Here is a 24747-nt window from a genome sequence, read left to right on the forward strand (position 1 = left end):
GCAGGAAGAATGCCGCCATGCTGATGCACATCCCGGAAGCCCTCAGCAAGCAACAGGTCGCCGGAATGCGCATGGCCATGGATGGCGCCGAGTGGACCGACGGTCGGCAGACAGTCGGTCCACTCGGCGCACAGGTGAAGCGAAACCTGCAGCTGCCCGAGACCTCCGCCCTGCGCCGGGAACTCGGCTCGATCATCGTCGCGGCGCTGGCGCGCCACCCGCTCTACCATTCGGCCGTGTTGCCCTTGCGTACGCTATCGCCACGCTTCAACCGCTACGAGGGCGGCGGCGAATACGGCTTCCACATCGACGGCGCGGTGATGGCCGGTGGCGACGCCGACACGCACATCCGCAGCGACGTTTCCTGCACCCTCTTCCTCAGCGAACCCGAGGAATACGACGGCGGCGAACTCATCGTCAGCGACACCTACGGCGAGCACGAAGTGAAGCTGCCAGCCGGCGATGCGATCGTGTACCCCTCGTCCAGTCTGCACCGCGTCACCGCCGTCACCCGCGGCGTGCGCGTCGCCTCGTTCTTCTGGGTGCAGAGCATGATCCGCGACGACGGCGCGCGGCGCCTGCTGCTGGAAATGGACACGGCCATCCGCAGCCTCTCGGCTAGCGGTGCCGACCAGGCGTCGATCCTGCAACTGACGGGGGTTTACCACAACCTCCTGCGGCGCTGGGCGGAAACCTGAGGACGAGGTAGGCAGGAGCCACCCCAGGAGCGGATAATCGGCAGCCCTGATGTCCCCGGCTCCCCAAAGCATGTTCCAACCCGGTCAACGCTGGATCTCCACTGCCGAGCCCGAGCTCGGTCTCGGCACCATTCTTCGCGTGGAAGGACGCAGCGTGCAGGTGCTGTTCGCCAAATCCGGCGTCCTCCGCCCCTATGCCGCCGACAGCGCGCCACTCATCCGCGCCGAATTCCGCGCCGGCCAGCGCGTTTCCGGCAAAGGCATCGCCTTTCTCGTCGAGCGCATCGAGGAGCGCGAGGGCCTGTTCGTCTACCGCGGCGAGGGCCGCGAGCTCGAGGAAGGCCAGCTCGACGACGAGCAGGCACTGTCCCAGGCCGACGATCGCCTGATCGGCGGCCGCACCGATCCCAACGACCGCTTCGACCTGCGCTTCGAGGCCCTGCGTCGTCGTGCCGACGCGCGCCGTGCGGCGGCCTGGGGCCTCGAATCCGCGCGCATCGGCCTCGTTCCCCACCAGCTGCGCGTGGCCGGCATCGCCGCGGCGCGCCGTCCGCCGCGCGTGCTGCTCGCCGACGAAGTGGGCCTGGGCAAGACCATCGAGGCAGGCATGATCCTGGCGCGGCAGCTGGCCACGGGCCGCGCCGGCCGCGTGCTCGTGCTGCTGCCCGAGACGCTCGTCTACCAGTGGTTCGTTGAACTGCTGCGGCGCTTCAACCTTTCCTTCGCGATCTTCGACGAGGAGCGCTGCGAAGCCATCGAGCAGGCCAACGACGGGCGCAATCCGTTCGAGGACGAGCAGCTGGTCATCGCCGACTTCGCGTTCCTCGAGTCATCGCCGAAGCGCGCCGGCCAGGTCGTCGAGGCAGGCTGGGACCTGATCGTGGTGGACGAGGCGCACCATCTCGAATGGACGCCCGAGGGCGCCAGCCCGCGCTACCGCCTCGTGGAAGAACTGGCCTCGGCCACACCCGGCGTGATCCTGCTCACCGCCACCCCCGAACAGCTTGGCCGCGCCGGCCACTTCGCCCGGCTGCGCCTGCTCGATCCGCAGCGCTATGCGGACCTCGAGGCATACCTGGGGGAGTCTGCCGGTTATACCGAGCTGTCCGACATCGCCAGCACGCTCGCCGCGGGCAAGCCGCTCGACGCCGCGCAGCGGGCGGCGCTGGGCGAGCGCTTCAGGGGCGACCGCGAACTCGCCGCCCTGCTGGCGCGCGAAGACGCCAGCGCCGAGCTGCTTGCCGCGCTCATCGACCGCCACGGCACCGGCCGGGCGATGTTCCGCAACCGCCGCGCGGGGATCGGGGGCTTTCCGAAGCGCTTGCCCGACATCCTCATCATCGATCCGGAAGTGCTCGATGCGGGCCGGCGCGAGGCGCTGCTTGCCGAATTCCGCTCGGACATCCAGCAGCCACCTGCACCGCTCGAATTCGACTACACGAACGATCCGCGCCTTGCCGCGCTGATCGGCCTGCTGGACGCGCATCCGGACGACAAGTTCCTCCTGCTCTGCCGCAGCCAGGCCAAGGTAATGGCGATCGAGGACGCGCTGCGCACGAAGAGCGGCGTGGGCGTGGCGCGTTTCCACGAAGGGCTCGGCATCGTCCAGCGCGACCGCAATGCCGCCTTCTTCGCCCAGCCCGACGGCGCGCGCCTGCTGCTGTGCTCGGAGATCGGCTCGGAAGGCCGCAACTTCCAGTTCGCCCATCGCCTGGTGATGTGGGACCTGCCGCTGGATCCGGACCTGCTGGAGCAGCGCATCGGCCGCCTCGACCGCATCGGCCAGAAGCAGGACATCGTCATCCACGTGCCGGTGCTGGAACAAAGCGCGCAGCACGTGCTGGCGCGTTGGTACGACGAAGGCCTGGACGCGTTCCGCACCAGCCCCGCCGACGGCCGCGAACTGCTGCGCCGCTTCGGCAGCCTGCTTTCCAACCTCGCCGACGAACATGCGCGCGAGGACGACGAGCGCGACCAGGAGCTGGATGCGCTCATCGCGGAGACGCGCGGCGCGCACGAAGAGCTGTCCGCACTCATCCATGCGGGCCGCGACCACCTGCTCGAACTCGCGGCCAGCCGCGATCCGCACGCCGGCGACCTTGCCGGCAGCTTCGCGGCGGAAGACGAAGATCCCCTGCGCGACCTCTTCGTGCAGCGCCTGTTCGAAACCTACGGCGTGCATGCGGAAGAACTCGCGCGCGGCATCGTGCTGCTCGATCCGCAATATCTTTCCACGGATGGCCTGCCCGGCTTCGCCGACGGCCCGCTCTCGGTGACCTTCTCGCGCGAGATCGCGCTGGCCCGCGAAGACCTGCCCCTGCTCCGCCTCGATCATCCGATGGTTTCCGCCGCGGTCGACCTGCTCGTCTCCGGCGAGGACGGCAACGCCGCCTTCCTCGTGGACGATACCCTGCCCGTGCGCACGGCGCTGCTGCAGGCGGTGTTCGTGCTGGAGATCGTCGCCGACCGCACGCTCGACGCAGGCCGCTTCCTGCCGGCCACGCCGCTGATGCTCACGGTGGACACGAAGCTGAGCGAGCGCCCGCAGTTCCGTCCGAGTGACGTCGCCCTGCGCCGCGCGGCCGACCGCAATATCGAAGTGCCGCGCTATCGCAAGTTCCTGTCCAAGCTGGTGCCGCCGATGCTGGAGCGCGCGCAGGAGCTCGCGGCCGCACGTGCCGACCTGCTCAAGGCCGATGCGCTGGATGCCGCACGTCGCGAACTGGACACCGAGCATGCCCGCCTGATCGCCCTGCACGCGGTGAATCCTTCGATCACCGACGAGGAGGTGGACGCCATCGCCGCCGAGCGGGACGCCCTGCTGGCTGCCATTCCCGAAGCCCGCGTACGGCTGGACGCGGTGCGCTTCGTGGTCAGCCCGGACTTTCTGGCGCTGCGGTAGGAGCGCCGACATGTTTTCGTAGCTGCCCCGGAGTTTGCGCGCCAGCTCCGGGGCATGGCCTCAAAATATGTCGCGCGCCAGGCGCGCTCCTACAGGCGGCGGGGTGGCCTGACGCCCCAGGCCCAGAGGAGACACAGGCCGGCCACGAGTCCGCCGAGGTGGGCGAAGTGCGCGATGCCCGAAAGCGTGCCGGTGACGCCGAAGATCAACTCGGCGGCGCCGTACAGCGTAACGAAGAGCCACGCGGGAATGCCGATGGGAATCGGGATCAGCATCAGCTTCTCGCGCGGAAACAGCATCGCGAACGCGCCCAGCAGGCCGAACACCGCGCCGGAGGCGCCGACGGTAGGGTACATGCGCTCCGGTTCGAACAGGTACACCACCGCGAGCTGCGCGACCGCCGCCGCCACGAGGCAGGTGAAGTAGTAGGTCACGAAACGCTTCGTGCCCATCACGCGCTCGATCAATCCGCCGAACATGTACAGCGCGTACATGTTCAGCAGAATGTGCATGAGATTGCCGTGCATGAAGCCGTAGGTGACCACCTGCCAGATGCGGAAACCGATCCCGGCGACGTCGCCGCCGCCGAGGTCGACGGCGATGTCGTGCCCATACGGCCACAAGGCGAACCAGCGCGTCAGCGCCAGCGTGTCCTGGTCGCGCAGGAGGTACTGCAACGCGAATACGAGGATGTTCGCGATCAGCAGGTTCCGGGTGACCGGCGGCAGGTTCGTCGGCATGGGTCTGATATCTGGAGGCAATGCCAGAGGGTGGCTGCTAAGGCCGTCCAAATCAACCTGCCGCCGCAGCTCGCTCTCAGGGCAAGGCGCCAACCTCGATCGCCGTCTGGACGAGGTTATGCATCGTCGTTGCGGGCAGGTCCGTCGGGGGTGGCGCGCTCCAGGTCGGCATGATGTCGTAAGGAGGGGCGAAATAACTCATGTAGTCTCGCCGCGCCGTGCGTGTCTCGAGCCAGTCGAGCCCCGCATGCCGAACCGGCCCGTTCATCTCGTAGCGGCGACGCATGTACCTGGCGTAGCGGACTTCGGATATGGGATCGTTCTCGGGGTTCCACAGATTGGGCCGTACCGGCGCAACCAGCTGCCGGTCGATGAAGGCGACGGGCGATTCCTGGCGTTCCGTTCCATCCCGCTCGATGCGCCTCATCTTGACGCCCTCGGCATCCCATCGGGCGGCCACGGCACGGACACGGGAGGGGTAATCCGCCACGGTGGCCCTGACACCGAACAGCTGGTCGACGATGACCGTACCATCGGGCGGCGCATCCACGAGGCTTTCACCCTTCCCGCTGGAGGCTACGAACCCGAAGGTCTCGGGGTTCACCGGCATGACCACAGTGAAGACATGCTCAGGCGTGGCGCCTACGACGGCGATGTTCATATCTTCCCGCAGCATCCCGCGAAGCCGCCGGGTTTCCACCAGCGTCCTGATGTGCCGGTCGCCGTACCCTGCCTCGATGAAGGCGCTGATGGGCTCTTCGGCGTGAAGCATGCCGATGTATTTCGCCGGATCGGCGGCCACTGCCGGACGCGCGCTGCGGTCGGGCGCAGGCAACACCAGGTGCTGATCCGCCGCCGATGCGGACATGTCGGGAAGCGCGGCGGCGGGTCGTTCGCGCGGGACCGGTCGTCCCTCGGCGTCGAGCTGGGTAGGAAATCGCATGGCACGCCCCGACTCCGGATGCCGGATGGAGAACTCCACGGCACCGTTGCGCGCCACTTCCGCGGTCGGCAGGGACGTCCCCACGAGGCGCAGGAGGGGCTGCGGAATGCTATTCAGCATACGCTCGATGATCGTGAAGTTTTCCTCGGCCTCCGCTGGCGGCCGGGCCTCGACCGTCACCAGTGCCTCGGTATCGCGTACGGGAGGCAGGAGCGCCAGACCGTCGCGCAAGCCCGGCTCGGGGAACCACTTGCCATCGACATCGACGAGGTAACGCCCGGTGCCGCGGCGTGCGCCTGTGCCCGGAGCAAGGATCTGATGGTAAGCGCCGGTATGGGACGGCTCGGTCTCGACCACCTGCACACGGCCGTCCAGGTGTCGTAGCCGTACGTACTCGCGGCCGTTCATGGTCCACTGGTCGGAGCGCTCGCGTGCGGCCTGAGCCAGGACGGCGGGATCCTTGACGGCCAGGTGTCCGAGGCCGCGGGGGAGCAAGGCATCGTGCTCGTTGGCGAGCTTCACGAGGAGGTCGCCCAGGTATGCCGCTTCGGCAACCGTCACCTCCTTTTCCGGACGAGCGAGCTTCGCCATGAGGTCGTCGAAGACCGGATACGGATCGGCCTCGCCGGGAAACAACGCGGCGCGACGCACGCCATCCGCACGCCGGAGCATCGCCACCTGTTCCGGCGTCAGGCCGGCATGCTTCGCGAACACCGCGTGGCGCAGGCGGGAAAGCTCGTGGATGACGGCGCGATCCGCTTCGGAAAGCGGCATCGGGTCGAGCCATCGCTTGTGGATGAGTTCGAGCTCGAAGCTCGTCGACCGGGCATCGATGGCATCGGCCAGCGTGCGGCGGAATTCGCGATCCATGTCGTAATTCCGCGGGTCCAGGTTAGCCTCGCGCCTCACCAGGTGGAACACCGACGACTGGTACCTTCCGGTGGTCCGGGCGTGGTCGCGCAAGGCGACGTACCTGCCATTGAGCAGACGCAGGCGGATGGCGTTGCCGGGAAGCTGCGCCGCGCTGAATTCGCTTCCATCGGCCAGCACGCCGAACTGGAAGGCTCCATCTTCCTGGTACAGGGCGATGGGCCGTTTCACCGCCCGGGCCATGGACGGCGCCAGCAGTTCCGTTTCCCGCGGCGTCCACGAGATGGCCGAGGGATCACGCAAGCGGCTGGAGAGGGTCTCCAGGACTCCGTGTCCAGTCGACAGCACCGCGAGGGGACCAGCGTTTTTCCTCCCGGACTCGAGGATGCCGGCTTCCGAGGAGCCAAGCTGGTCCAGAACCTCCGCGCCACGATGCAGCGCGTCCGGATGCGACGTGTACGCTTCATCGACGACGCGAGCGAGGATGCTGCCCTTGACGTAATTGCCATTGGTGAAGGCAAGATCCCAGAGGCCGTCTCTTTGCCTGACGATCCGCGGCCCGTCTTTGAGATTCCGCAGGCGGATCCTGTACCCATCGCCGTCGGCAACGACGTTTGCCCACCTCTGCCCCTTCATCCGGACGAAGCGGCGCGCGCCGAGGCCCCGGATACCGGGTGCTACTTCCTTCGAGTTCGGCGGAAGCCTTGCCAGGGTCTGGGTGTACAAGTCGTCCGACTGCCAGCGGGCCAGCGTGCCTGCCTGCGTACGATAGAGCCGGGTGACCGGCTCTGTCGGGAAGCCGGGCGCCCTGACCGGTCCGAGCGGGTAGCCGATGCCGCCGTTGACTCTTTGCGGAGGCTTCAGGAGCGGCTGCCGTTCCGCCGACGATACGGGCTTTTCCGCGGCCCCGCCTTTTCCCTTCTGACCGAAGGCGCCAGCCAGGGCGGTGTTCGTCACGAGCGTCAATCCGGCTTGTTCCCATCCACTCTTTCTTTCTTCCAGCGTTCTTCCATCGATGGCCTGTTCGGTTCCCGTACCCGTCTGGACGATGGCGAGACCCACCTGCATGGGAATGGCCAGCGCGCGGATGAAACCGAGGGGAGCCAGCAACGCGCACGTGCGGTTCAGCGTCGTGCGCCACGCCTCCCACGCCGTGCTGCTCTGCATGCCCGCGTCCTGGCGCATGCGCTGCTTAATCACTTCCCGCATGTCCTCGAAGACGTCGCCATCGATGCTGGCATTCTTGTGGTCGATGGCGCGCCCGTCTGCCTTCCAGTGACCGTTGGCGACGTTTTCCAACCCATGCTTCACGCCGGTCCAGAACACGCCGTCCTGGCCGTTATAGATGGAGAAGTGCATGAGAAAGGCATCGAGCTCGTGCGGATCGCGCGCCTGCGTAAGGACCCACTGCCGAAGAGCGGTCTCGCTGGTGGCCGCGACGAATGCCGGATCGCGGCCCGGGACGTACATGACCTCGCTTCCGTCGGCGGCGACGAAGCGCACGAGGTCGCTGGCCGTGTAGCCATTGATGTCGAAACGATGCACGGCGACGCTGCGGTCGCGCATCGGGCTTCGCAGTTGATCCATCGTGACCGGGCCGTCGAGCGGAACCTGCGGCGCGCCTCCGCGCATCACCAGTTCGTACTGGTCATCGTTCAGCAGACCGGCGTCATGCGCCAGCCGCGCCTGGAGAACGAACCGGTAGCGGGCGATCACGGTCCAGTCGGCCGCGTTTTCCTTCCAGTACCTGTCGAGTTCGCCGTTCAACTTCTTGACGTAGGGAAGTTCGGCAAACGAACTCGGCGCCTTGAATTCGTCGACGAGCCGGGACAGCCGCAATGGACTTTCGTTGGATGGCGTGAAGCCGCCCGCGGTGTAGATGCCGAACGCATCGTCCAGCGAGCGCCAGTCTTCTTCCACCGTCTCGATGACGTTTCCCTTGGCGAAAAACGTGTTGTAGAGGTACCCCGGGCCGGTACGGCCCCACAGGAACTTCCCGAGCTTCGAAAAGACCTCTTTCGCACTGCCGGCATGCATGATCTGCTGACCCAGCTGCACCACGCTCGGGCTTGCGCTGCCGCCCCCGTTTACCCCGCCGACGCCGTCCGCGATCATCGCGAACGTGGTGTGCCGCGAATGGTCGGGAAACGCCTCCATGACCGCCTCGGTGAGCGGAACGACGCGGTCGGGTTTGCCCGCCTTACGATCGCCGGACGAGGCAAAATGAGCGACGAAATGATCGTCGCCCTCGATGCCCAGGCGCTCGCGGATGAATGCCCTGGCCACGCTTCGAGCATCGGGCGGCGGCAACGCATCCGCTTTCGCGGCGATGTCGTCGAACGCCTGGGCATCGTCGGCCGTGGCGAATTCGAGCGCGACCATCCAGGCAGACGGCGAGGTCGCTTGAGGCGACATGCCTCGTGGTCGGTGGCATGCGCCGGAATACCGGCATCGGAGGTCTCGTAGCGCTGCGCCTCGGTGAGCGCCACCTGGGCGAGAGACATCGTGCTGGCCGTGGCCATCACTGCACCGATCATGCGCAACGGCGTGCGTGCGGGAGGCTTCATCATGGTCTCGCTCACTTGCTGTAGAGAGACGCAACTGTAGGCATCCACTCCTGCGCGAGACTGCCGCTCGAAGGCGAAAGGAAGGTCGGTCCGCACCCACGGTGAGCGTCGGTTAGCGGCGAGCGTTCTCCTGCGTGCTAACCCGGGGATCGTGATCCTTCTGGCTCAGGGAAAGCAGGAACAAGACGGCGGAAAGGGCCCCATACGCGCCGACGAAAGGCCAGACCAATGCCTGCGCCGCGGCGTCCAGCCGCCATGGCAGGTATACCGCTCCGATGGGTTCTACCGAATGGATCAGCCCGAACGCTGTCAGCACCGCGCCCAGCGCAACGATGCCCGCGGCCTTGCGCACGTGGCCGTCGATCATCGCCACGACGAAGCTGGCCCAGACCATCGAGGTGATGATGAAACCGTTACCGAGGATCACGATGACCGCCATCGCGGGCATGCCGTGACTCATGTCCGCATACAGGGTGGCGAAGCGGGCCGGCTCCACGATGGCCGGATCGCCCAGCTTGATCGCCAGCATCCTTGCGATGGCCGGGAAGAAGCTGAAGACCACGGCACCGGCGTAGCGCAGCGGCGTGGCCTCGAACGCCTGCGTGGTGATGCCGATGGAGACGAAGACGAGGATCGGCGCGAGCACCGCCACCGGCAGCAGCTCCACCAGGTTGGACAGGTAACCGAGCACGCCGCCCAGGCCGATCACGAGACCGGTCACCAGCGTATAGCCTGTGCGTGCCCCCATCGCCTTGTACGCCGGCTGCCCGATGTAGGGCGTGGTCTGCGCCACGCCCCCGCAGATGCCTGCGACCAGCGTCGCGAGGGCTTCCACGAGGAGGATGTCGCGCGTGGCGTAATCGTCGCCGGCCGCGCGCGCGCTTTCGGTCACGTTGATGCCGCCGACGACCATCAGCAGGCCGAACGGCAGGATCAGGGGAAGGTACGGTACCGTCGCGGAGAGGCCTTCGACGAAGCCGAGGTTGGGCCAGGGGAAGCCCAGGCGCCACTGCCAGTGATCCGGCGCGTCGTAGCCGCTGCCCAACAGGCCTATCGGGCCCAGTCCGTAATAGAGCAGCACGCCGACGAGGAACGCACCGAGCACGCCCGGCAGGCCAAACGGCAGCCGCCGTTTCGCCACCAGGCAGTACAGCACGATGCCCAGCCCGGCGAAGCCGACCACCGGCACACGCATGATCTCGACCAGGGGCAGGAAGCCCATCAGCACCAAGGCGATTCCCGCGATGGAGCCGAGCAGCCCTGCGCGCGGCACCGAACGCTGCACCCACGCGCCGAAGAACGAGAGCACGAACTTCAGCACGCCCATGACGACCAGCGAGGCCATTCCCAGGCGCCATGTCGCCTCGCCCGCGGCGACCTCGTCCAGGCCGGCATGCCGGTATCCGGCGAACGCCGGGCCCAATACCAGCAGGGCCATCCCTATGCTGGTCGGCGCGTCGATACCGAGGGGCATAGCGGTGACGTCGGAGCGCCCGGTACGCGCGGCCAGCCGGCGCGCCATCCATGTATAGGCAAGGTTGCCCAGCAGGACGCCCAGCGCCGTACCCGGAAACATGCGGCGGAAGACGATATCGGCAGGCATGCCGAAGATACCGACCAGCGCGCTCGCCATGAAGGCCAGCAGCGAGAGATTGTCCACGACCAGCCCGAGGAAACCGTTGAGGTCGCCGCCGCCGAAGCGGCGGCGCGGAACCGTTTCGGCCGCCATCAGAACGACACCTCCGCCGGCTGGGTCACGCGGAGCACCGACTGGTCGCCCGTCCGCGCCTTCCATACCGTCCGTATCGCGGCGATCGCCGCGCGCCGTGCGGGCGTGTCGGGATGGAGCAGCACGACCAGCTTCGACCGTAACCGCTCGGGTGCCGGCTGACCGGCGCCCTGCCATTGGCCGTACGCGTCCAGCACGGTAAGTCCATCGGGGAATCGCGGCGTCACCTCCGTGTCGAGGAACGCCTGCCAGCCCGCCTCGTCCACCCCGCCCTTCGCGCCCGCCATGCCAAGCCCGAAGTACAGCTCCGTACGCACCCACCCGGTCGTGGCGGCCGGATGCGCCGCATCTCCCGCCAGGGTGGCCGTCGGGCTTGCCGGAGGTTGCGCGGCGCAGCCGGCGCAGGAAAGTGCGATCAGGAAAAGGATGACTGGCGCGAGTTTCATGGGTCCCCTGCGGACGTCCGTACGGCTATCCGTCCGAAGCGTACCAGCGCAGCGCGCGATGGGCACAAAAAAAGAGCCCGGCTTCCGCCGGGCTCCTTCTCGTTGCGCCGGTCTTGCGACCGGCTTGTACAGGTATTACTGCTGAACCTGCAGTTCCGTGCGACGGTTGCGAGCGCGGCCTTCGGCCGTGTCGTTCGTGTCGATCGGGTTGTTCTCGCCGTGGCCGATCGGGCCTTCCAGACGATCCGCACCGATGCCGTGCGAGGTCAGGTAGTCGTACACGATCTTCGCGCGACGCTCGGACAGGCCCTGGTTGTAAGCGTCCTTACCGACGCTATCCGTGTAACCGGCAACCGTGACCTTGACCTGCGGGTAACGCTGCAGGGTATCGACAGCCTGGTCGAGGACGCCCAGCGACTCGCTGGTCGGCTCCTGCAGGGTCGGGCCGATGTTCGTCTCGCCCTTCTTCGGACGGTCGAACTTGAAGTTGACGCCGCGCAGGTCGATGACGACCTTCTGCGGGCAACCATCCGGACCGACGATCGTGCCAGCCGGCGTGGCCGGGCACTTGTCGTCGCAATCGTTCACGCCGTCGCCGTCGGTGTCGAGCGTCGAGCAGTCCGGAGCAGCCGGGGCCGGAGCAGCGGCCGGAGCCGGAGCAGCCGGCGGCTCGCCGAAGCGCGAGACGATCGAGAAGCCCAGGAACCAGTCACCGTAGCCGTTCTCGCTGTCGGTGGTCTTGTCGTCCCAGTCGTAGCGGTAACCGGCTTCCACGCGGAAGTCGGAGCTGTCGGTGATGGTCTTCGACACGCCGACGCCGAGCTGGGCGGCCGGGGACCAGCCGTTGTCCGACGGGTTGTGGTGGTAGGAACCCATCACGCCGGCGAGCAGGTACGGACGCCAGCTGTCCCACGCACCGGCGTAGAAGCGGGCGGCAACGCCGTAGCTGTTGTTCGACCAGTGGCCAACGCCGTCGTTGTCGCGCTTGGTGCGGTCGGCAAAGATGTCGATCGACGCGTTGTTGGAGATGAACTTGCCGAAGCCCAGGCCGTAGTAAACCTGGCGGCTGTTCGTGTTGCGGTCGGTATCGTTGTAGTAACCGCCAACCGTGGGGGCGATGTACCAGCGGCCGTCATAGCCGTTACCCGCGGTGTCAGCGGACTCCTGCGCGTGAACGGCACCCACGCCGCCCAGGGCCAAGCCGATCAGCAAAAACAAGCCCTTACGTTTCATCGGTGTCTCCTCATTATTGGTATTCGCGTCCGCGCTCCACCCCAGACGGAAATCGCGCGTAGAACTCTTGTCGAATCCGGGGACTTCAGCCGTCCCTCGCTTTCATACCCCTTCAACGGGCGGCGGCAGTTTAGCAAAAATCAAACAATTGGGCACATGCCCCAAACCGCCGTTCATACTCGAGTCACAGCAATTATCAAGCCGTGAAGAGCGTCATGAATTCGTGAATGGGCATGGCGTCCAGCTTTTCGGGGGACGAGGTGACCGCCAGAAGCTTTTCCACGCGCTCGGCGGGCCACTCGGCGCGCAGCGCCGATTCGAACTTCTTCAGCAGCACGGGAATGCCTTCGGCCCGGCGCTTGCGGTGGCCGATGGGGAAGTCGATGGAGACCTTTTCCGTCGACGAGCCGTCCTTGAAGAACACCTGGACCGAATTGCCGATATAGCGCTTTTCGGGATCGAAATAGTCCTTGGTGAACTGCGGATTCTCGACCACGGTCATTTTGTCGCGCAGTGCATCGATACGCGGATCGGCAGCCACGGAATCGTTGTAATCGTCGGCGGTCAGCCTGCCGAAAATGAGCGGCACGGCCACCATGTACTGGATGCAGTGGTCGCGGTCGGCGTAGTTGGCCAGGGGGCCGGTCTTGTCGATGATCCGGCAGCCCGCTTCCTGGGTCTCGATCACCACCTTCTCCACCTCGTCGAGGCGGCCACCGACCTGGGCGTGCAGCGCCATGGCGCACTCCACCGCGGTCTGGGCATGGAACTCGGCCGGGAAGCTGATCTTGAACAGCACGTTCTCCATCACGTAGCTACCGAACGGGCGCTCGAACTCGAACGCGTTGCCCTTGAAGGCCACGTCGTAATAGCCCCAGGTCTTCGCCGAGAGCGCCGACGGGTAGCCCGCCACGTTGCGGTAAACGGCGTTGATGGCGTGGGTGACGGCGCGGCGGCAGGCATCGCCGGCCGCCCAGCTCTTGCGCGGACCCGTGTTCGGCGCGTGGCGGTAGGTGCGCAGCGCGCCGTTGTCGATCCAGCTGTGCGAGACGGCCGTGACGATCTGCTCCTTGTCGCCGCCCAGCATGGCCGTGGTGACGGCCGTGGAAGCGAGACGGACGAGGATGACGTGGTCCTGGCCCACGCGGTTGAAGCTGTTCTTCAGCGCGTAGCAGCCCTGGATCTCGTGGGCCTTGATGGCGTAACCCAGCACGTCGCGGACCGTGAGCGGCGTGCCACCCTCCTTGACCGCCTTGCGCGAGAGGTAGTCGGCTACCGAGAGGATCGCGCCGAGGTTGTCGGACGGGTGGCCCCACTCGGCGGCGAGCCAGGTGTCGTTGAAGTCGAGATAACGGATCTGCGTGCCGATGGCGAACGCCGCCTGGACCGGATCCAGCTCGTGCGAGGTGAACGGGACGCGCGAACCGCCGGCGAGCGTCGCGCCCGGAACGATGGGGCCCAGATGCTTCACGCAGTCCGGGAACTTCATCGCCAGCGCCGCGCAGGCCAGCGAGTCGAGCAGCATGTAGCGCGCGGTGTCATAGGCCTCCTGCGAGTCGACCGTGTAGTCGGCCACGTAGTTGGCGATGTCCACCAGCGGCTGGTCCGGATCGGGACGCGTGGCGGAACGGATGTCGTGTGCGCTCATGACTTCACTCGCGAGGGGTTGGGAAAGCCGGCGATTTTAACCGGTCACCCGGGGTCAGTGTCTTGCCGCGCTGCATCCCAACTGGGACAATGCCCGCCACTACCACCCGAAGGGGAGTAGTTCCGCGGGCCATCCCGGCCCGTGTGTGGCGATCGTCAGTACGGGTGCCAATGCGCCCCGGTCGTCATGGCGGCTTTGCGCCGGGAACGAGACTTTTGCGGTGACGACGGGCGCGCGTACCCGTCGCCGCCGCATGGTCCATCAGCGCGCAAGGGCCACATACCGCATGGATTTCCTCACTCCCGAATTCTTCTCCGGCCTCGCAGCCATCATCCTGCTCGACCTCGTATTGGCCGGCGACAATGCCATCGTGATCGCGCTGGCGGCCCGCAACCTGCCGCCCCATCTGCAGAAGAAGGCGGTGTTCTGGGGCACGTTCGGCGCCATCGCCGTACGCGTCGCCCTCACCTTCGCGGTGATCTGGCTGCTCAAGCTGCCCGGACTCATGCTCGCCGGCGGCATCCTGCTCCTGCCGATCGCGTGGAAGCTGTTGAAGCCGGGCGAGCACGACCCGGAGATTTCCGCCGCGTCCAGCTTCTGGTCCGCCATCCGCACGATCGTGGTGGCCGACGCGCTTATGGGCCTGGACAACGTGCTGGCGATCGCCGGCGCGGCAAAGGGCCACATGGGCCTCGTCATACTCGGCCTGGCCATCAGCGTGCCACTGGTCGTCTGGGGTTCCACCCTGATCCTGAAGCTCATCCATCGCTTCCCGGTGATCATCTACATCGGCGCCGCCGCCATCGCCTGGACGGCCGCGCGGATGATCGCCCACGACCACCTCGTCGCCCCCTGGTTCGAGGCGCGCCCGTGGGCTCCCTGGCTGCTCGACGTGCTGCTGGTGCTGGGGATCTGCGGGGGTGGCTGGCTGTGGGCGCGCAGGAGCCAGCGGAAGGCGCTGGCCTGACCCGAGGGCTCCTGTAGAGGTGCACGCAGGCGCGCTGTAGGAGCGCGCCTGCGCGCGACAGCTTTCGCGATGAGCACCAAGCCCTGTCGTTCGCGGCCTCAGAGGCTGTCGCGCGCAGGGCGCGCTCCTACACGGGTCAGAAGCGGAAGCGGACGTAGGCCGCCGGACCGTGCAGCTTCATGTCGAGGTTCAGGTCGTAGTTGCGCTTGTCCTGGTTCAACTTGATCCGCGTATATGCGTATTCGGCACCGAAGCCGACGTTCTGCCACGGGAACCACTCGACGCCGACCGCGGCATCCCAGATGTGGCCGTTGAGCCTGCCGCCGTTCTTCTTCACCCCGTTGGCGTTGACGTACATGCGCCACTGGTCGTTGAAGGCGTGCCGCCAGCCGAGCTGCAGGTTGGGCGCCCAGGCACTGGTGTTCGTGCTCGAGCCTTCCGCGAAGGACTGCCCATTCACCGTCGCCGAACCGAAGATGCTTCCGTGGACCTTGTAGTAGGCCGCACCGAGGCCGAGACCGAATACGTCGTTGCCGGTGCCGAACCACCACTTGTACGCGGCACTGCCGAACGTGAACTTCAGGTCGCCCTTGACCCGGGCCGTGGCGTCGATGGGATTGCCGAGGAAATTGATCTGCTCGGAAAGCGTCTTCGAGTGCGAGCGGTCCACTTCGTAGTAATCGAAGGAGAAGCCCTGGTGCTCGCCGATGAGGAAGTCGAGGCGGACGCGAGGCACGGTCTTGTGCTTCTTGAAATCGAGGTCGTCCTCGAGGTTCACGTCACCGCTGGAATTGAGGATGCCCGTATGGGCGCCGAGTGTCGTGTCGTTGTTGGTGTAGTAACCGCCGACCCAGATGCTGACGTTGTCGAGCGCGGGCGACTGCGACTTCTTCCCGCTGTCCTGTGCATGCGCGGCGGCGCCAAGAACGGCGAGCGAAGCGATGGCCAGGCCCGCCGCGGCCTTGGCATGACGATGTGAACGTGTGCGCATTCGAAAAACTCCCTGCAATTAAGTTTTCGTTCGTACCCCCGGACGAAATCTTAATGAGCCCTTACGTGTGCATCGTGTGCACATGAACCTCCGCGTGTTTGAAACGCGTTCAGGTCGGAGTGAAGCGAGCGTGAACCTTCAGAGCGTGATCGGCACGCGCACCGTGACGGTCGTATCAGGCGTATCCCGCGTGATGCCTACGCCCAGGGTCACGTTCAGTGTCTCCTTGTCGTTGAAGCGATACGAGCCGCCGATCAGCAATGAGCCGAGCGTCGCACGCGCGGAGGCTGGCAAAGGATGGCCGTTCTGCGACGTACGTCCGACGAAGGCCTGGTCGTAGCCGATGCTGATCGACGCCTTCTCGTTCAACGAAAGGCCCATGCCGATGCTGATGTCCGCGATGTCGCCTGCCTTGACGTCGCCGAGGAACTGCTGTCCCGCGCCTAATATGTTACGGCTTACGTTCTTGCGTTCGAAGTTGTGCAGATAGCTCAGGTTGCCGAAGAACACGACAGGATCGGACGGATACAGCCAGGTGACGCCGACTTGCGCGGAGTAGAAGCCCGTGCCGGTCGGACTGCGCAGCGGCAGGCCGGTCCCGGTGAAGTTTTCGACGCAGCGCGTGACGCAGTCGCTGGTGACCTCGAACGGATCGCGGCCGGTGCGCGACTTGGCGCGGAACCAGCCGATGTAATACGGCTTGTCCGCCCCGCCGTCGTTGATCTGGTAGCGCAGCGTGGCTTCGACGTCGCCGATGCCCTTGCCGCTGGTGGTGAACAGGCGATCCTGCGCCGTGCCGGTAAAGATCTCGCGGCTGATCGTGTCCGTATGCGTATCCACGTAAGGGACGCGCACTTCGAGTTCCATCCGGTTGGTGAGGCCGTAGCGGAAGGCGACGGCACCCGTCTGCGTGGTGGTCTTCACCTGCCGGACGTCGACGAGTCCGATGAGGATCGCAGGGATCACGGTATAGCCGACCAGCGCCACGCGGTCGCTCGACGAGTAGCCGTACTGGTACGAAGGCTCGACGATCAGCTTGCCGCGCGGCGTGAGCACGCCAGGCTGGTCGAAGATCGGTGCGACCTCCGGCGGGCGCTCGTCCTGCTCGGGGCGCCTGCCCACGGGCTGTGTGGCCGCCACGGGCGCGGAAGCCGGCGCTGACGGAGCGCCGGGAGGCGGCGCCGGCGGTGGCTCCTGGGCAGGATCGGCCTGCGCCCTCGGATTGGCCAGCGCGGCGGACCCGCCGCGAGCCTCCTCCAGCGCGTTGAGCCCGATTGCCCGTCGCAGGTCGTTGTACTGGACTTCCTGCGCGGCGAGCTCGCGCTTCATCTGCTCGAGTTCCGCGAGCTGTTCCGCCATGCGGCTGCGCATCGCGTCGATGCGCTTGCCCTGCGCCTCGATCTTTTCGCGCAATGCCGGATCGACCGGCGACTCCTGGGCGAGACAGGCGCCCACCCACAACGGAAGCGTGGCAAGTGCCAGCGCGCCCGCGCACGTCCTTGCCTGCATCACCCTGCCATTGCGATACATGCGTCAGTTCCCCCGGTACTGGATCACTGCGTTCTGGATCGACTCCGCGACACGCATGTTCTGCAACATGTTCGCCGTGTTGACCGAAGCGTCGATGGTGGTGGTGGCCGAGATGGCCTGGTTGTCGAGCGAGTTCTGCACGATGAGTCCCGGCAGCCCGGACGACGGCAACGTGGCGACGACCGCCTGCGGCAGCGCTTGCATGGGCATGGGCGACGCCGCGGGCGCGGATGCCGGTGCCGCGGATACCGGGGGCGCCGCCGCGGCAGGCACGTTCGTCGCCGCGCTCGTATCCGGTGTCCCGGAAGGCGTCTGCGCGACGGCGGGTACGCTCGGTACCGCGCTCTCGGCACCGCCGGCACCGTTCGTGATCACCGTGGTGCGCAAGGCATCGCGCAGCGCGGTCGCCTGTTCCGCCGACATCTTCGCGATGTCGGGCACGCTGATGGTGGTGCGCATGGCTTCCATGCCGTTGATGAGCACCGTGCGCTGCAGCGCGAACGAGGCACGCAGGTTGTCGCCGAAATCGTAGCCGCCGCGGATGCGATCCAGCCGGGCGTCGGGAATCGCCCGGTTCACAGGGAAATCCGTCGCGCCCACGCCGGCACAGGCGCCGGCCCCAAGCATGGCGGCGATCAATAGGGTTCGGGTTTTCATATGTCCCCCGGTCCGCGCTTGGGCATGACGATGGGGCCGAGCCCGTTGCGCTCGATGCCTTCGCCGATGGGTGCCGCGGGAGCGACCGCCCAGTCGCGCGGACTGTTGAAGATGGCGCTTTCGCGCCGGTTGTGGATGACGAAGACGACGCGGTTCGTCCACATGGCGTCGAAGCGCCGCTTCGACATGGCACGCGTGCCGCGGGCCGGATCGCCGACCAGCACGCGACCGTTCTTGTAGCCCTTCACTACGACGAAATGGTGGTAGCCGCGCTCGTTGATCAGCACGATGGCAGGGATTCCCTCCGCGTCGAGCCGTTCCAGCGGCACTTCGAAGCCGTCGGCTTCGAAGCCGCGCGAGGCGAGGAAACGCTTGATGTCGAGCAGGGAGAAGCCTTCCTTGCCGATCTTCGCGCGGTCGCCGTGGGTGTACATGATGTCGAAGGCGATCTGCTCGTTCACCGGGTAGCCGTACTGGTAGGTAAGCAGCGTGGCCACCGCGGCGGAGCCGCAGCTGAAGTCGTACTGTTGCCGGATCGTATTGCGGAAGCGCGCCTCCTTGAGGCTCGTCATCCTCAGCGGATACGAGGTGCCGGGACTCGTCTGCACCTCGACCCGGTCCGCCATGGCGCACGGCGCGGCCAGCGCCGCGAACAGCGCGAGGATGAGGGCACGCATCGATCTCACGGGTTCATCCGCAGGTTGACGATGGTGTTGTTCTGGATGAGCACGTTGTTGCCGGAGTTCTGGATCACGGTGGGCAGGCCCGCCGCATTGCCGAATGCCGAGTCGCCGACGAAGTTCGCACCGCTATAGGTGCCCTTCGCCGTGTTCTCGCTCACCGTGCCATTGGATTCCTGCGTGTTGAGGTTGTTCGTAACGTGCGCGTCGGTGCCGCCGGTCATGCCTTGCAGCGCCTCCACAGAGGTGGGCGCACCGAAGGAAGGCGGCGGGGGCTCGCTCGCCGGTGCCGACTGGGCGGCGGCCAGGCACGGAGCGCCTAGCAAGGCCAGCGTCATGAGCACGGTGTGGGGTCGAAACATCGGCATGAGCGTTCTCCTGGAGTTGGGGATCCCCTCGGGATGCCACGGGGCGCGCTCGCGCCCCGTGGCTTCTTTCTCGCTACCGTGCTTCGTTACGGGGTGGCACCGCCGACGCTCAGGTTGGCCTGCACGTTGACGCTCTGCTGGATCAGCGAGGACGCGCCCGAGTTGGCCGCGAAGCTGCCGATACCGGCCAGCGTGGAACCCGCGCTACCCATGTTGTTGGCCATGCTGTAGCTGCCGGTGCCGACGCTGTTGGAACCGCCCGCCCCGCCCGAACCGCCGCTGCCGCCTGTGCCGGAGCCGCCCGTGCCGTCGCCGCCGGTCGCGCCGGCACCGCCGTCGCCCGACATCGCCGTCGCGGTACCGCCCGCACCGCCGGTCGCCGTTCCGCCCGTGGAGGTCGGCGAGGCATCGCCCGATGTCGAGGTCGCGCCCGTGCTGGCGGACGCACCGCCAGTGCCCGCGGTGGATCCGCCGGTCGCCGTATCCGCGCCCCTGCCCCGGCCATTCGCATTGCCGCCGTCGCCGTTGGAGTTGCCGCCGTCGCCACTGGTGTCGCCGCCGTAGGCGACGCTGACGCCCAGTGCTCCGCCGCTGCTCTCGGTGGCGTCGCCGCCAACCGCGCCGCGCGCACGTGCATTGCCGCTGTCTCCGCCGTCGCCACCGGCGCCGCCGCGGCCGACCGCGCCGTAGCCGTCACCGCCCGCTCCGCCGCGCGCGCCGTTCGCGTTGCCGAGATTGACGGCGACGTTGCCGAGGCTGAGGACGGTATTGCCCGTCACGGTGCCGTTGAGGGTGCTTTCGGCCACTGCCGTGGTCGAGATGGTGTTGAACGAACTGGTATTGGTGTTGGTGTTGGTTGAGCTATCGGAATACTGGATGGCTACAGACCGGCGTTGCGCGCTGGCGCCCGCACCTCCGGTCTGGGTGTCGTCCGCCATGGCCGGCAAGGCCAGTCCGGTAGCGAGGCAGATCGCCGTGGCGATGAGAGTCTTACGCATGGGAGAGTCTCCTGTGAGCGACGCGAAACCCCTGTTTTTTCGGGATGACCGGGCGCCCTGCCAACGCACCGGGTCCAATCCAGGGAGCAAATTGCGTGCCTTCCGTCGCGCGCACCGCGAGACGTGCTGCCACGCGGGTTTACAGGTGCTCGCCCCGCTCATGAACGGTTTGCGCTGTAACGGCGGTGATACATGCCGTAACGCCACTAATGCGGATGATTTCGTGAAGGCTTGCCCTCCGCGGCGGTTCCGACCATCATTCGAACGATCGTTTGAACGGAGCCTTCCGTGGCCTACCCGCACCTGCTCGCCCCGCTCGACCTCGGCTTCACTACCCTGCCCAACCGCGTACTCATGGGCTCCATGCATGTCGGTCTCGAAGACAAGGCAGCCGACTTCGACAAGCTGGCGGCCTTCTATGCCGAACGCGCCCGTGGCGGCGTGGGCCTCATCGTCACCGGCGGCATCGCGCCGAATATCAGGGGCTGGCTGAAGCCACTGTCGGGAACGATGTCGATGCCGTGGCACGTGGGCCGGCACCGCAAGGTCACCCGCGCGGTGCACGCCGAGGGCGGGAAGATCTGCATGCAGATCCTCCATGCGGGCCGTTACGGTTATCAACCCTTCTCGGTGGCGCCGTCGCGGGTGAAGTCGCCGATCACGCCATTCACGCCGCGCGCCCTGTCCGCACGTGGGGTGGAACGCAGCATCGACGCCTTCGTGAACAGCGCGAAGCTCGCCCGCGACGCCGGCTACGACGGTGTCGAGGTAATGGGCTCCGAGGGGTACCTGATCAACCAGTTCCTCGCGGCGCGGACCAACAAGCGTACCGATCGCTGGGGCGGCTCCGCGGAGAATCGCATGCGCTTCCCCATCGAGATCGTGCGCCGCATGCGCGAGGCGGTAGGCAAGGACTTCATCATCGTCTACCGGCTATCCATGCTCGACCTCGTCGACGAGGCCCAGTCGTGGACCGACATCGTCACCTTGGGCAAGGGCATCGAGGCCGCCGGTGCGACGATCATCAACACGGGCATCGGCTGGCACGAAGCGCGCGTTCCCACCATCGTCACCAGCGTGCCGCGCGGCGCGTTTACCTGGGTCACGCGGCGGATGAAGGGCGCGGTGTCCATCCCGCTGGTAACGACCAACCGGATCAACATGCCCGATGTGGCCGAGGCGATCCTCGCCCGCGGCGATGCCGACATGGTCTCCATGGCCCGCCCGTTCCTGGCCGACCCCGAGTGGGTGAACAAGGCGCGCGCCGCGCGCCCGGAATCGATCAACACCTGCATCGCCTGTAACCAGGCCTGCCTCGACCACGTCTTCCAGAACCGGCGTGCCTCCTGCCTGGTGAATCCGCGCGCGTGTCATGAAACCGAACTGATCGTCGCGCCCGCGCCGGCGAAAAAGCGCATCGCCGTCGTCGGCGCCGGGCCCGCGGGACTGGCCGCGGCGACGACCCTGGCCGAGCGCGGCCACGCCGTCACGCTGTTCGACCGTGCGCCGGCGATCGGCGGTCAGTTCAACATGGCCAAGCGCATCCCCGGCAAGGAAGAATTCCACGAAACCCTGCGTTATTTCGACCATCGCCTGGATGCCACCGGCGTCGAGCGTCGGCTCGGCGCGGATGCCCCGGTCGAGGCTCTCGCTGCCGGGGGCTTCGACACCGTGGTCCTCGCCACCGGCGTCCGTCCGCGCATGCTCGACATACCGGGCGCGGACCATCCGAAGGTGCTGAGCTACCTCGACGTGCTGCAGAACGGCGCGGCCGTGGGCCGCAAGGTCGCGATCGTCGGTGCCGGCGGCATCGGTTTCGACGTCGCGGAGTTCCTTACCGAGCATGCCCCCTCCCCCACCACGGATATCGCGCGCTGGACGAAGGAATGGGGTGTGGACATGGCCATGTCGACGCCCGGCGGCCTGATGCCCGCGCAGCCGGAAACGCCGGAGCGACAGGTATGGCTATTGCAGCGCACGGCGGGACGGCCGGGCGGGCGGCTCAACAAGACGTCGGGCTGGGTCCATCGCGCGACACTGAAGAACAAGCACGTGCAGATGATCGGCGGGGTGGTCTACGAGCGGATCGACGACGCCGGGCTGCACATGGTCGTCGACGGCACGCCGCAGGTGCTGGACGTCGACAACATCATCGTCTGCGCCGGCCAGGAACCGAACCGCGACCTGCACGACGCGCTGCTGGCACGGGGCGTGGACGTGCGCCTCGTCGGTGGCGCAGACGTGGCGGCGGAACTGGATGCGAAGCGGGCAATCGACCAGGCGACGCGCCTGGCCGCGGCGTTGTAGGAGCGCGCCTTGCGCGCGACAGACTTTCGCGTGAGAGCAGCAGGGCCGGTTACGCACGGCCCCAAAAGCTGTCGCGCGCAAGGCGCGCTCCTACAGGGCGATGCCGCGGGGTCACCCGCGGCATCGGCTCATCAGCGCTTCTCGATCGGCGTATAGGCCTGGTCTTCCGGGCCCGTGTAGTTGGCGCTGGGGCGGATGATCTTGCCGTCCTCGCGCTGTTCGATCACGTGCGCGCTCCAGCCGGAGGTACGTGCGATGACGAACAGCGGCGTGAACATCGCCGTCGGCACGCCCATCATGTGATAAGCGGACGCGGAGTACCAATCCAGGTTCGGGAACATCTTCTTCAGTTCCCACATCAGCTTCTCGATCTTCTCCGAGACTTCGAACAGGCGTGGGTTGCCGCCGTCGGTGCAGAGCTTGCGCGAGATCTCCTTGATGATCTCGTTGCGCGGATCGGACACGGTATACACCGGATGCCCGAAACCGATGATGATTTCCTTGCGCTCCACGCGGGCGCGGATGTCGGCTTCCGCTTCAGCGGCATTGCGGTAGCGCGCGATGATCTCCATCGCCACCTCGTTCGCGCCGCCGTGCTTCGGGCCGCGCAGCGCGCCGATCGCGCCGGTGATGGCCGAATACATGTCCGAACCGGTACCGGCGATGACGCGCGCGGTGAACGTGCTGGCATTGAATTCGTGCTCGGCGTACAGCACCAGCGAGCGGTCCAGCGCGTGCGAGTGCAGGTCGCTGGGCTTGCGGCCGTGCAGCAGGTGGAGGAAATGCGCCGCGATCGACTCGTCTTCGGTCTCGGTTTCGATGCGCTTGCCGTTGTGGCTGAAGTGGTACCAGTACAGCAGCATCGAGCCGAAGCTCGCCATCAGGCGGTCGGCGATGTCGCGGGCGCCCGTGACGTTGTGATCGTCCTTTTCGGGCAGCACGGTGCCGAGTACCGAGGCGCCGGTGCGCATCACGTCCATCGGATGCGTGGCGGCGGGCAGCAGTTCGAGCGCGTTCTTCACCGGCGCCGGCAAGCCGCGCATGCGCTTGAGCTTGGCACGGTAGGCGTTCAGCTCCATCCAGTTCGGCAGCACGCCGTGGACCAGCAGGTAGGCCACTTCCTCGAAGGAGCCCTTGGCGGCCAGGTCGTGGATGTCGTAACCGCGGTAATGCAGGTCGTTGCCGCTGCGGCCGACCGTGCACAGCGCCGTATTGCCGGCAGCCACGCCCGACAGGGCGACCGACTTCTTCGCCTTGGGCTGGTTGGTGGTGGTGGTGTCGCTCATTGCGTGACTCCTTAACCCTTCTTGGAGAACAGTTCGTCGAGGTGACGTTCGTAAGCGTGGTAGCCGATGCGGTCGTAGAGTTCTTCTCGGGTCTGCATCGTGTCGATGACGTTGCGCTGGTGGCCGTCGCGGCGGATGGCGGTGTAGACGTTCTCCGCCGCCTTGTTCATGGCGCGGAACGCGGACAACGGATACAGCACGATGCCGACGCCCACGCTGCCCAGCTCATCGGTGCTGAACAGCGGCGTCTGGCCGAACTCGGTGATGTTGGCGAGGATCGGCGCTTTCACGGCGTCGACGAAGCGCTTGTAGGTGGGCAGGTCGTAGGCCGCCTCGGCGAAGATCGCGTCGGCGCCGGCTTCGACGCAGGCGATCGCCCTCTCGATGGCGGCGTCCACGCCGTCCACCGCGATGGCGTCGGTGCGGGCGATGAGGAAGAAATCGGGGTCCGTCTTCGCATCGGCGGCGGCCTTGACCCGGTCGGCCATCTCGCCGGCCGTGACGATTTCCTTGCCCGGACGGTGGCCGCAGCGCTTGGCACCCACCTGGTCCTCGATGTGACAGGCCGCGGCGCCGAACTTGATGAGGCTCTTCACCGTGCGCGCGATGTTGAATGCGCTTGGGCCGAAGCCGGTGTCGATGTCGACCATCAGCGGCAGGTCGCAGACGTCGGTGATGCGGCGGACGTCGGTGAGCACGTCATCGAGCGTGTTGATGCCCAGGTCCGGCAGGCCCAGCGAGCCGGCGGCCACGCCGCCGCCGGACAGGTAGATGGCACGGAAGCCCGCCCGTTTGGCCAGCAGGGCGTGGTTGGCATTGATCGCGCCGATCACCTGCAGCGGCCGTTCCGCCGCGAGCGCGGCCCGGAAACGGGCGCCGGGCGAGGATTGCTGTGCCATGGAACTCTCCGCGTAAAGAGGACCATTTTAGCGCACCGGCACGTGACGGCCTTGCTGCGTCGCGGCGGAACGCTGCCGGGGTGCAGGAGCCCCGCCTGCGCACGACGGCCCTTGGTAGGAGCGTGCGTAGCGCGCGACAGCTTTTCGCGAGAAGCAGCAGGCCCTGTTGCTCACGGCCCCAAAAGCTGTCGCGCGCAAGCGCGCTCCTACATTTTGGGGCGCGCCACGGCGTACATTTCCCACGCGATCTTCTTCAGCAGCGCCTGGCTGTCGTCGCCTTCCTTGTAG

The 24747-nt window shown here is 66.8% G+C and carries 19 protein-coding genes; 5 read left to right on the forward strand and 14 right to left on the reverse strand.

Going from position 1 to position 24747, the window contains the following annotated elements; translation table 11 throughout:
* Positions 1–17 precede the first annotated feature (17 nt).
* Together ACR9ZH_RS13350 and rapA are read left to right on the forward strand one after the other, a co-directional pair.
* Entirely contained in the window at positions 18–698 is a 681-nt protein-coding gene (locus tag ACR9ZH_RS13350) for a Fe2+-dependent dioxygenase (RefSeq protein WP_481291241.1), read from the forward strand.
* Positions 699–768: 70 nt separating this feature from the next.
* Entirely contained in the window at positions 769–3600 is a 2832-nt protein-coding gene (gene rapA, locus ACR9ZH_RS13355) for an RNA polymerase-associated protein RapA (RefSeq protein ID WP_481291242.1), read from the forward strand.
* Between the two features lie 89 nt (positions 3601–3689).
* Here the strand turns inward: rapA and ACR9ZH_RS13360 are convergent, their stop codons facing one another.
* Together ACR9ZH_RS13360 and ACR9ZH_RS13365 are read right to left on the reverse strand one after the other, a co-directional pair.
* Complete coding sequence (locus ACR9ZH_RS13360) at positions 3690–4340, reverse strand: rhomboid family intramembrane serine protease (RefSeq protein WP_481291243.1); 651 nt, start codon at positions 4338–4340, stop codon at positions 3690–3692.
* A 76-nt stretch (positions 4341–4416) separates the two neighbouring features.
* Positions 4417–8568 (reverse strand): dermonecrotic toxin domain-containing protein, encoded by a 4152-nt coding sequence (locus ACR9ZH_RS13365; protein WP_481291244.1) that lies wholly within the window; start codon positions 8566–8568, stop codon positions 4417–4419.
* Between the two features lie 63 nt (positions 8569–8631).
* Here ACR9ZH_RS13365 and ACR9ZH_RS13370 point away from each other — a divergent pair, with 63 nt between their 5' ends.
* Positions 8632–8760 carry a hypothetical protein gene (locus ACR9ZH_RS13370; protein WP_481291245.1) on the forward strand — a complete coding sequence of 43 codons (129 nt, stop codon included), beginning with the start codon at positions 8632–8634 and terminating at the stop codon, positions 8758–8760.
* Positions 8761–8832: 72 nt separating this feature from the next.
* On the opposite strand, the gene ACR9ZH_RS13375 is transcribed toward ACR9ZH_RS13370, so the two are convergent.
* The 4 genes from ACR9ZH_RS13375 to ACR9ZH_RS13390 all read right to left on the reverse strand — a co-directional run bounded on the left by ACR9ZH_RS13375 (position 8833) and on the right by ACR9ZH_RS13390 (position 13776).
* On the reverse strand, positions 8833–10449 hold the full coding sequence (locus ACR9ZH_RS13375; protein ID WP_481291246.1) for a hypothetical protein: 1617 nt from the start codon (positions 10447–10449) through the stop codon (positions 8833–8835).
* Positions 10449–10895, reverse strand: coding sequence for a DUF3574 domain-containing protein (locus tag ACR9ZH_RS13380; RefSeq protein ID WP_481291247.1), 447 nt, complete (start codon positions 10893–10895; stop codon positions 10449–10451). The genes ACR9ZH_RS13375 and ACR9ZH_RS13380 overlap by 1 nt, the downstream gene beginning before the upstream one ends.
* Positions 10896–11030: 135 nt before the next feature.
* Positions 11031–12128 carry an OmpA family protein gene (locus tag ACR9ZH_RS13385; protein ID WP_481291248.1) on the reverse strand — a complete coding sequence of 366 codons (1098 nt, stop codon included), beginning with the start codon at positions 12126–12128 and terminating at the stop codon, positions 11031–11033.
* Positions 12129–12324: 196 nt separating this feature from the next.
* Positions 12325–13776 carry a bifunctional 2-methylcitrate dehydratase/aconitate hydratase gene (locus tag ACR9ZH_RS13390; protein ID WP_481291249.1) on the reverse strand — a complete coding sequence of 484 codons (1452 nt, stop codon included), beginning with the start codon at positions 13774–13776 and terminating at the stop codon, positions 12325–12327.
* A 286-nt stretch (positions 13777–14062) separates the two neighbouring features.
* On the opposite strand from ACR9ZH_RS13390, the gene ACR9ZH_RS13395 reads away from it, so the two are divergent.
* Positions 14063–14743 carry a TerC family protein gene (locus ACR9ZH_RS13395; protein ID WP_481291250.1) on the forward strand — a complete coding sequence of 227 codons (681 nt, stop codon included), beginning with the start codon at positions 14063–14065 and terminating at the stop codon, positions 14741–14743.
* Positions 14744–14879: 136 nt separating this feature from the next.
* On the opposite strand, the gene ACR9ZH_RS13400 is transcribed toward ACR9ZH_RS13395, so the two are convergent.
* From ACR9ZH_RS13400 to ACR9ZH_RS13425, 6 genes are all read right to left on the reverse strand, one after another.
* Positions 14880–15734 carry an outer membrane protein gene (locus tag ACR9ZH_RS13400; protein WP_481291251.1) on the reverse strand — a complete coding sequence of 285 codons (855 nt, stop codon included), beginning with the start codon at positions 15732–15734 and terminating at the stop codon, positions 14880–14882.
* Positions 15735–15872: 138 nt separating this feature from the next.
* Positions 15873–17264, reverse strand: a complete 1392-nt coding sequence (locus ACR9ZH_RS13405) for a coiled-coil domain-containing protein (protein ID WP_481291252.1) — start codon at positions 17262–17264, stop codon at positions 15873–15875.
* A 3-nt stretch (positions 17265–17267) separates the two neighbouring features.
* Positions 17268–17921, reverse strand: coding sequence for a hypothetical protein (locus tag ACR9ZH_RS13410; RefSeq protein WP_481291253.1), 654 nt, complete (start codon positions 17919–17921; stop codon positions 17268–17270).
* Complete coding sequence (locus ACR9ZH_RS13415) at positions 17918–18598, reverse strand: C39 family peptidase (protein ID WP_481291262.1); 681 nt, start codon at positions 18596–18598, stop codon at positions 17918–17920. Before ACR9ZH_RS13415 ends, ACR9ZH_RS13410 begins: the two co-directional genes overlap by 4 nt.
* Before the next feature lie 5 nt (positions 18599–18603).
* Entirely contained in the window at positions 18604–18969 is a 366-nt protein-coding gene (locus ACR9ZH_RS13420) for a hypothetical protein (protein WP_481291254.1), read from the reverse strand.
* A gap of 86 nt (positions 18970–19055) precedes the next feature.
* The gene (locus ACR9ZH_RS13425) at positions 19056–19967 is read right to left on the reverse strand and encodes a hypothetical protein (RefSeq protein WP_481291255.1); all 912 of its coding nucleotides are present in this window, start codon (positions 19965–19967) and stop codon (positions 19056–19058) included.
* Positions 19968–20255: 288 nt separating this feature from the next.
* Between ACR9ZH_RS13425 and ACR9ZH_RS13430 the strand changes: the two genes are divergently transcribed.
* Positions 20256–22274 carry an FAD-dependent oxidoreductase gene (locus ACR9ZH_RS13430; protein WP_481291256.1) on the forward strand — a complete coding sequence of 673 codons (2019 nt, stop codon included), beginning with the start codon at positions 20256–20258 and terminating at the stop codon, positions 22272–22274.
* 131 nt (positions 22275–22405) lie between these two features.
* On the opposite strand, the gene prpC is transcribed toward ACR9ZH_RS13430, so the two are convergent.
* A complete protein-coding gene (prpC, locus tag ACR9ZH_RS13435; protein ID WP_481291257.1) occupies positions 22406–23560 on the reverse strand; it encodes a bifunctional 2-methylcitrate synthase/citrate synthase in 1155 nt (384 codons plus the stop codon).
* An 11-nt stretch (positions 23561–23571) separates the two neighbouring features.
* On the reverse strand, positions 23572–24459 hold the full coding sequence (gene prpB / locus ACR9ZH_RS13440) for a methylisocitrate lyase (RefSeq protein ID WP_481291258.1): 888 nt from the start codon (positions 24457–24459) through the stop codon (positions 23572–23574).
* Positions 24460–24747: the final 288 nt, after the last annotated feature.

This window comes from Luteibacter sp. SVR4-7G (assembly GCF_056755555.1).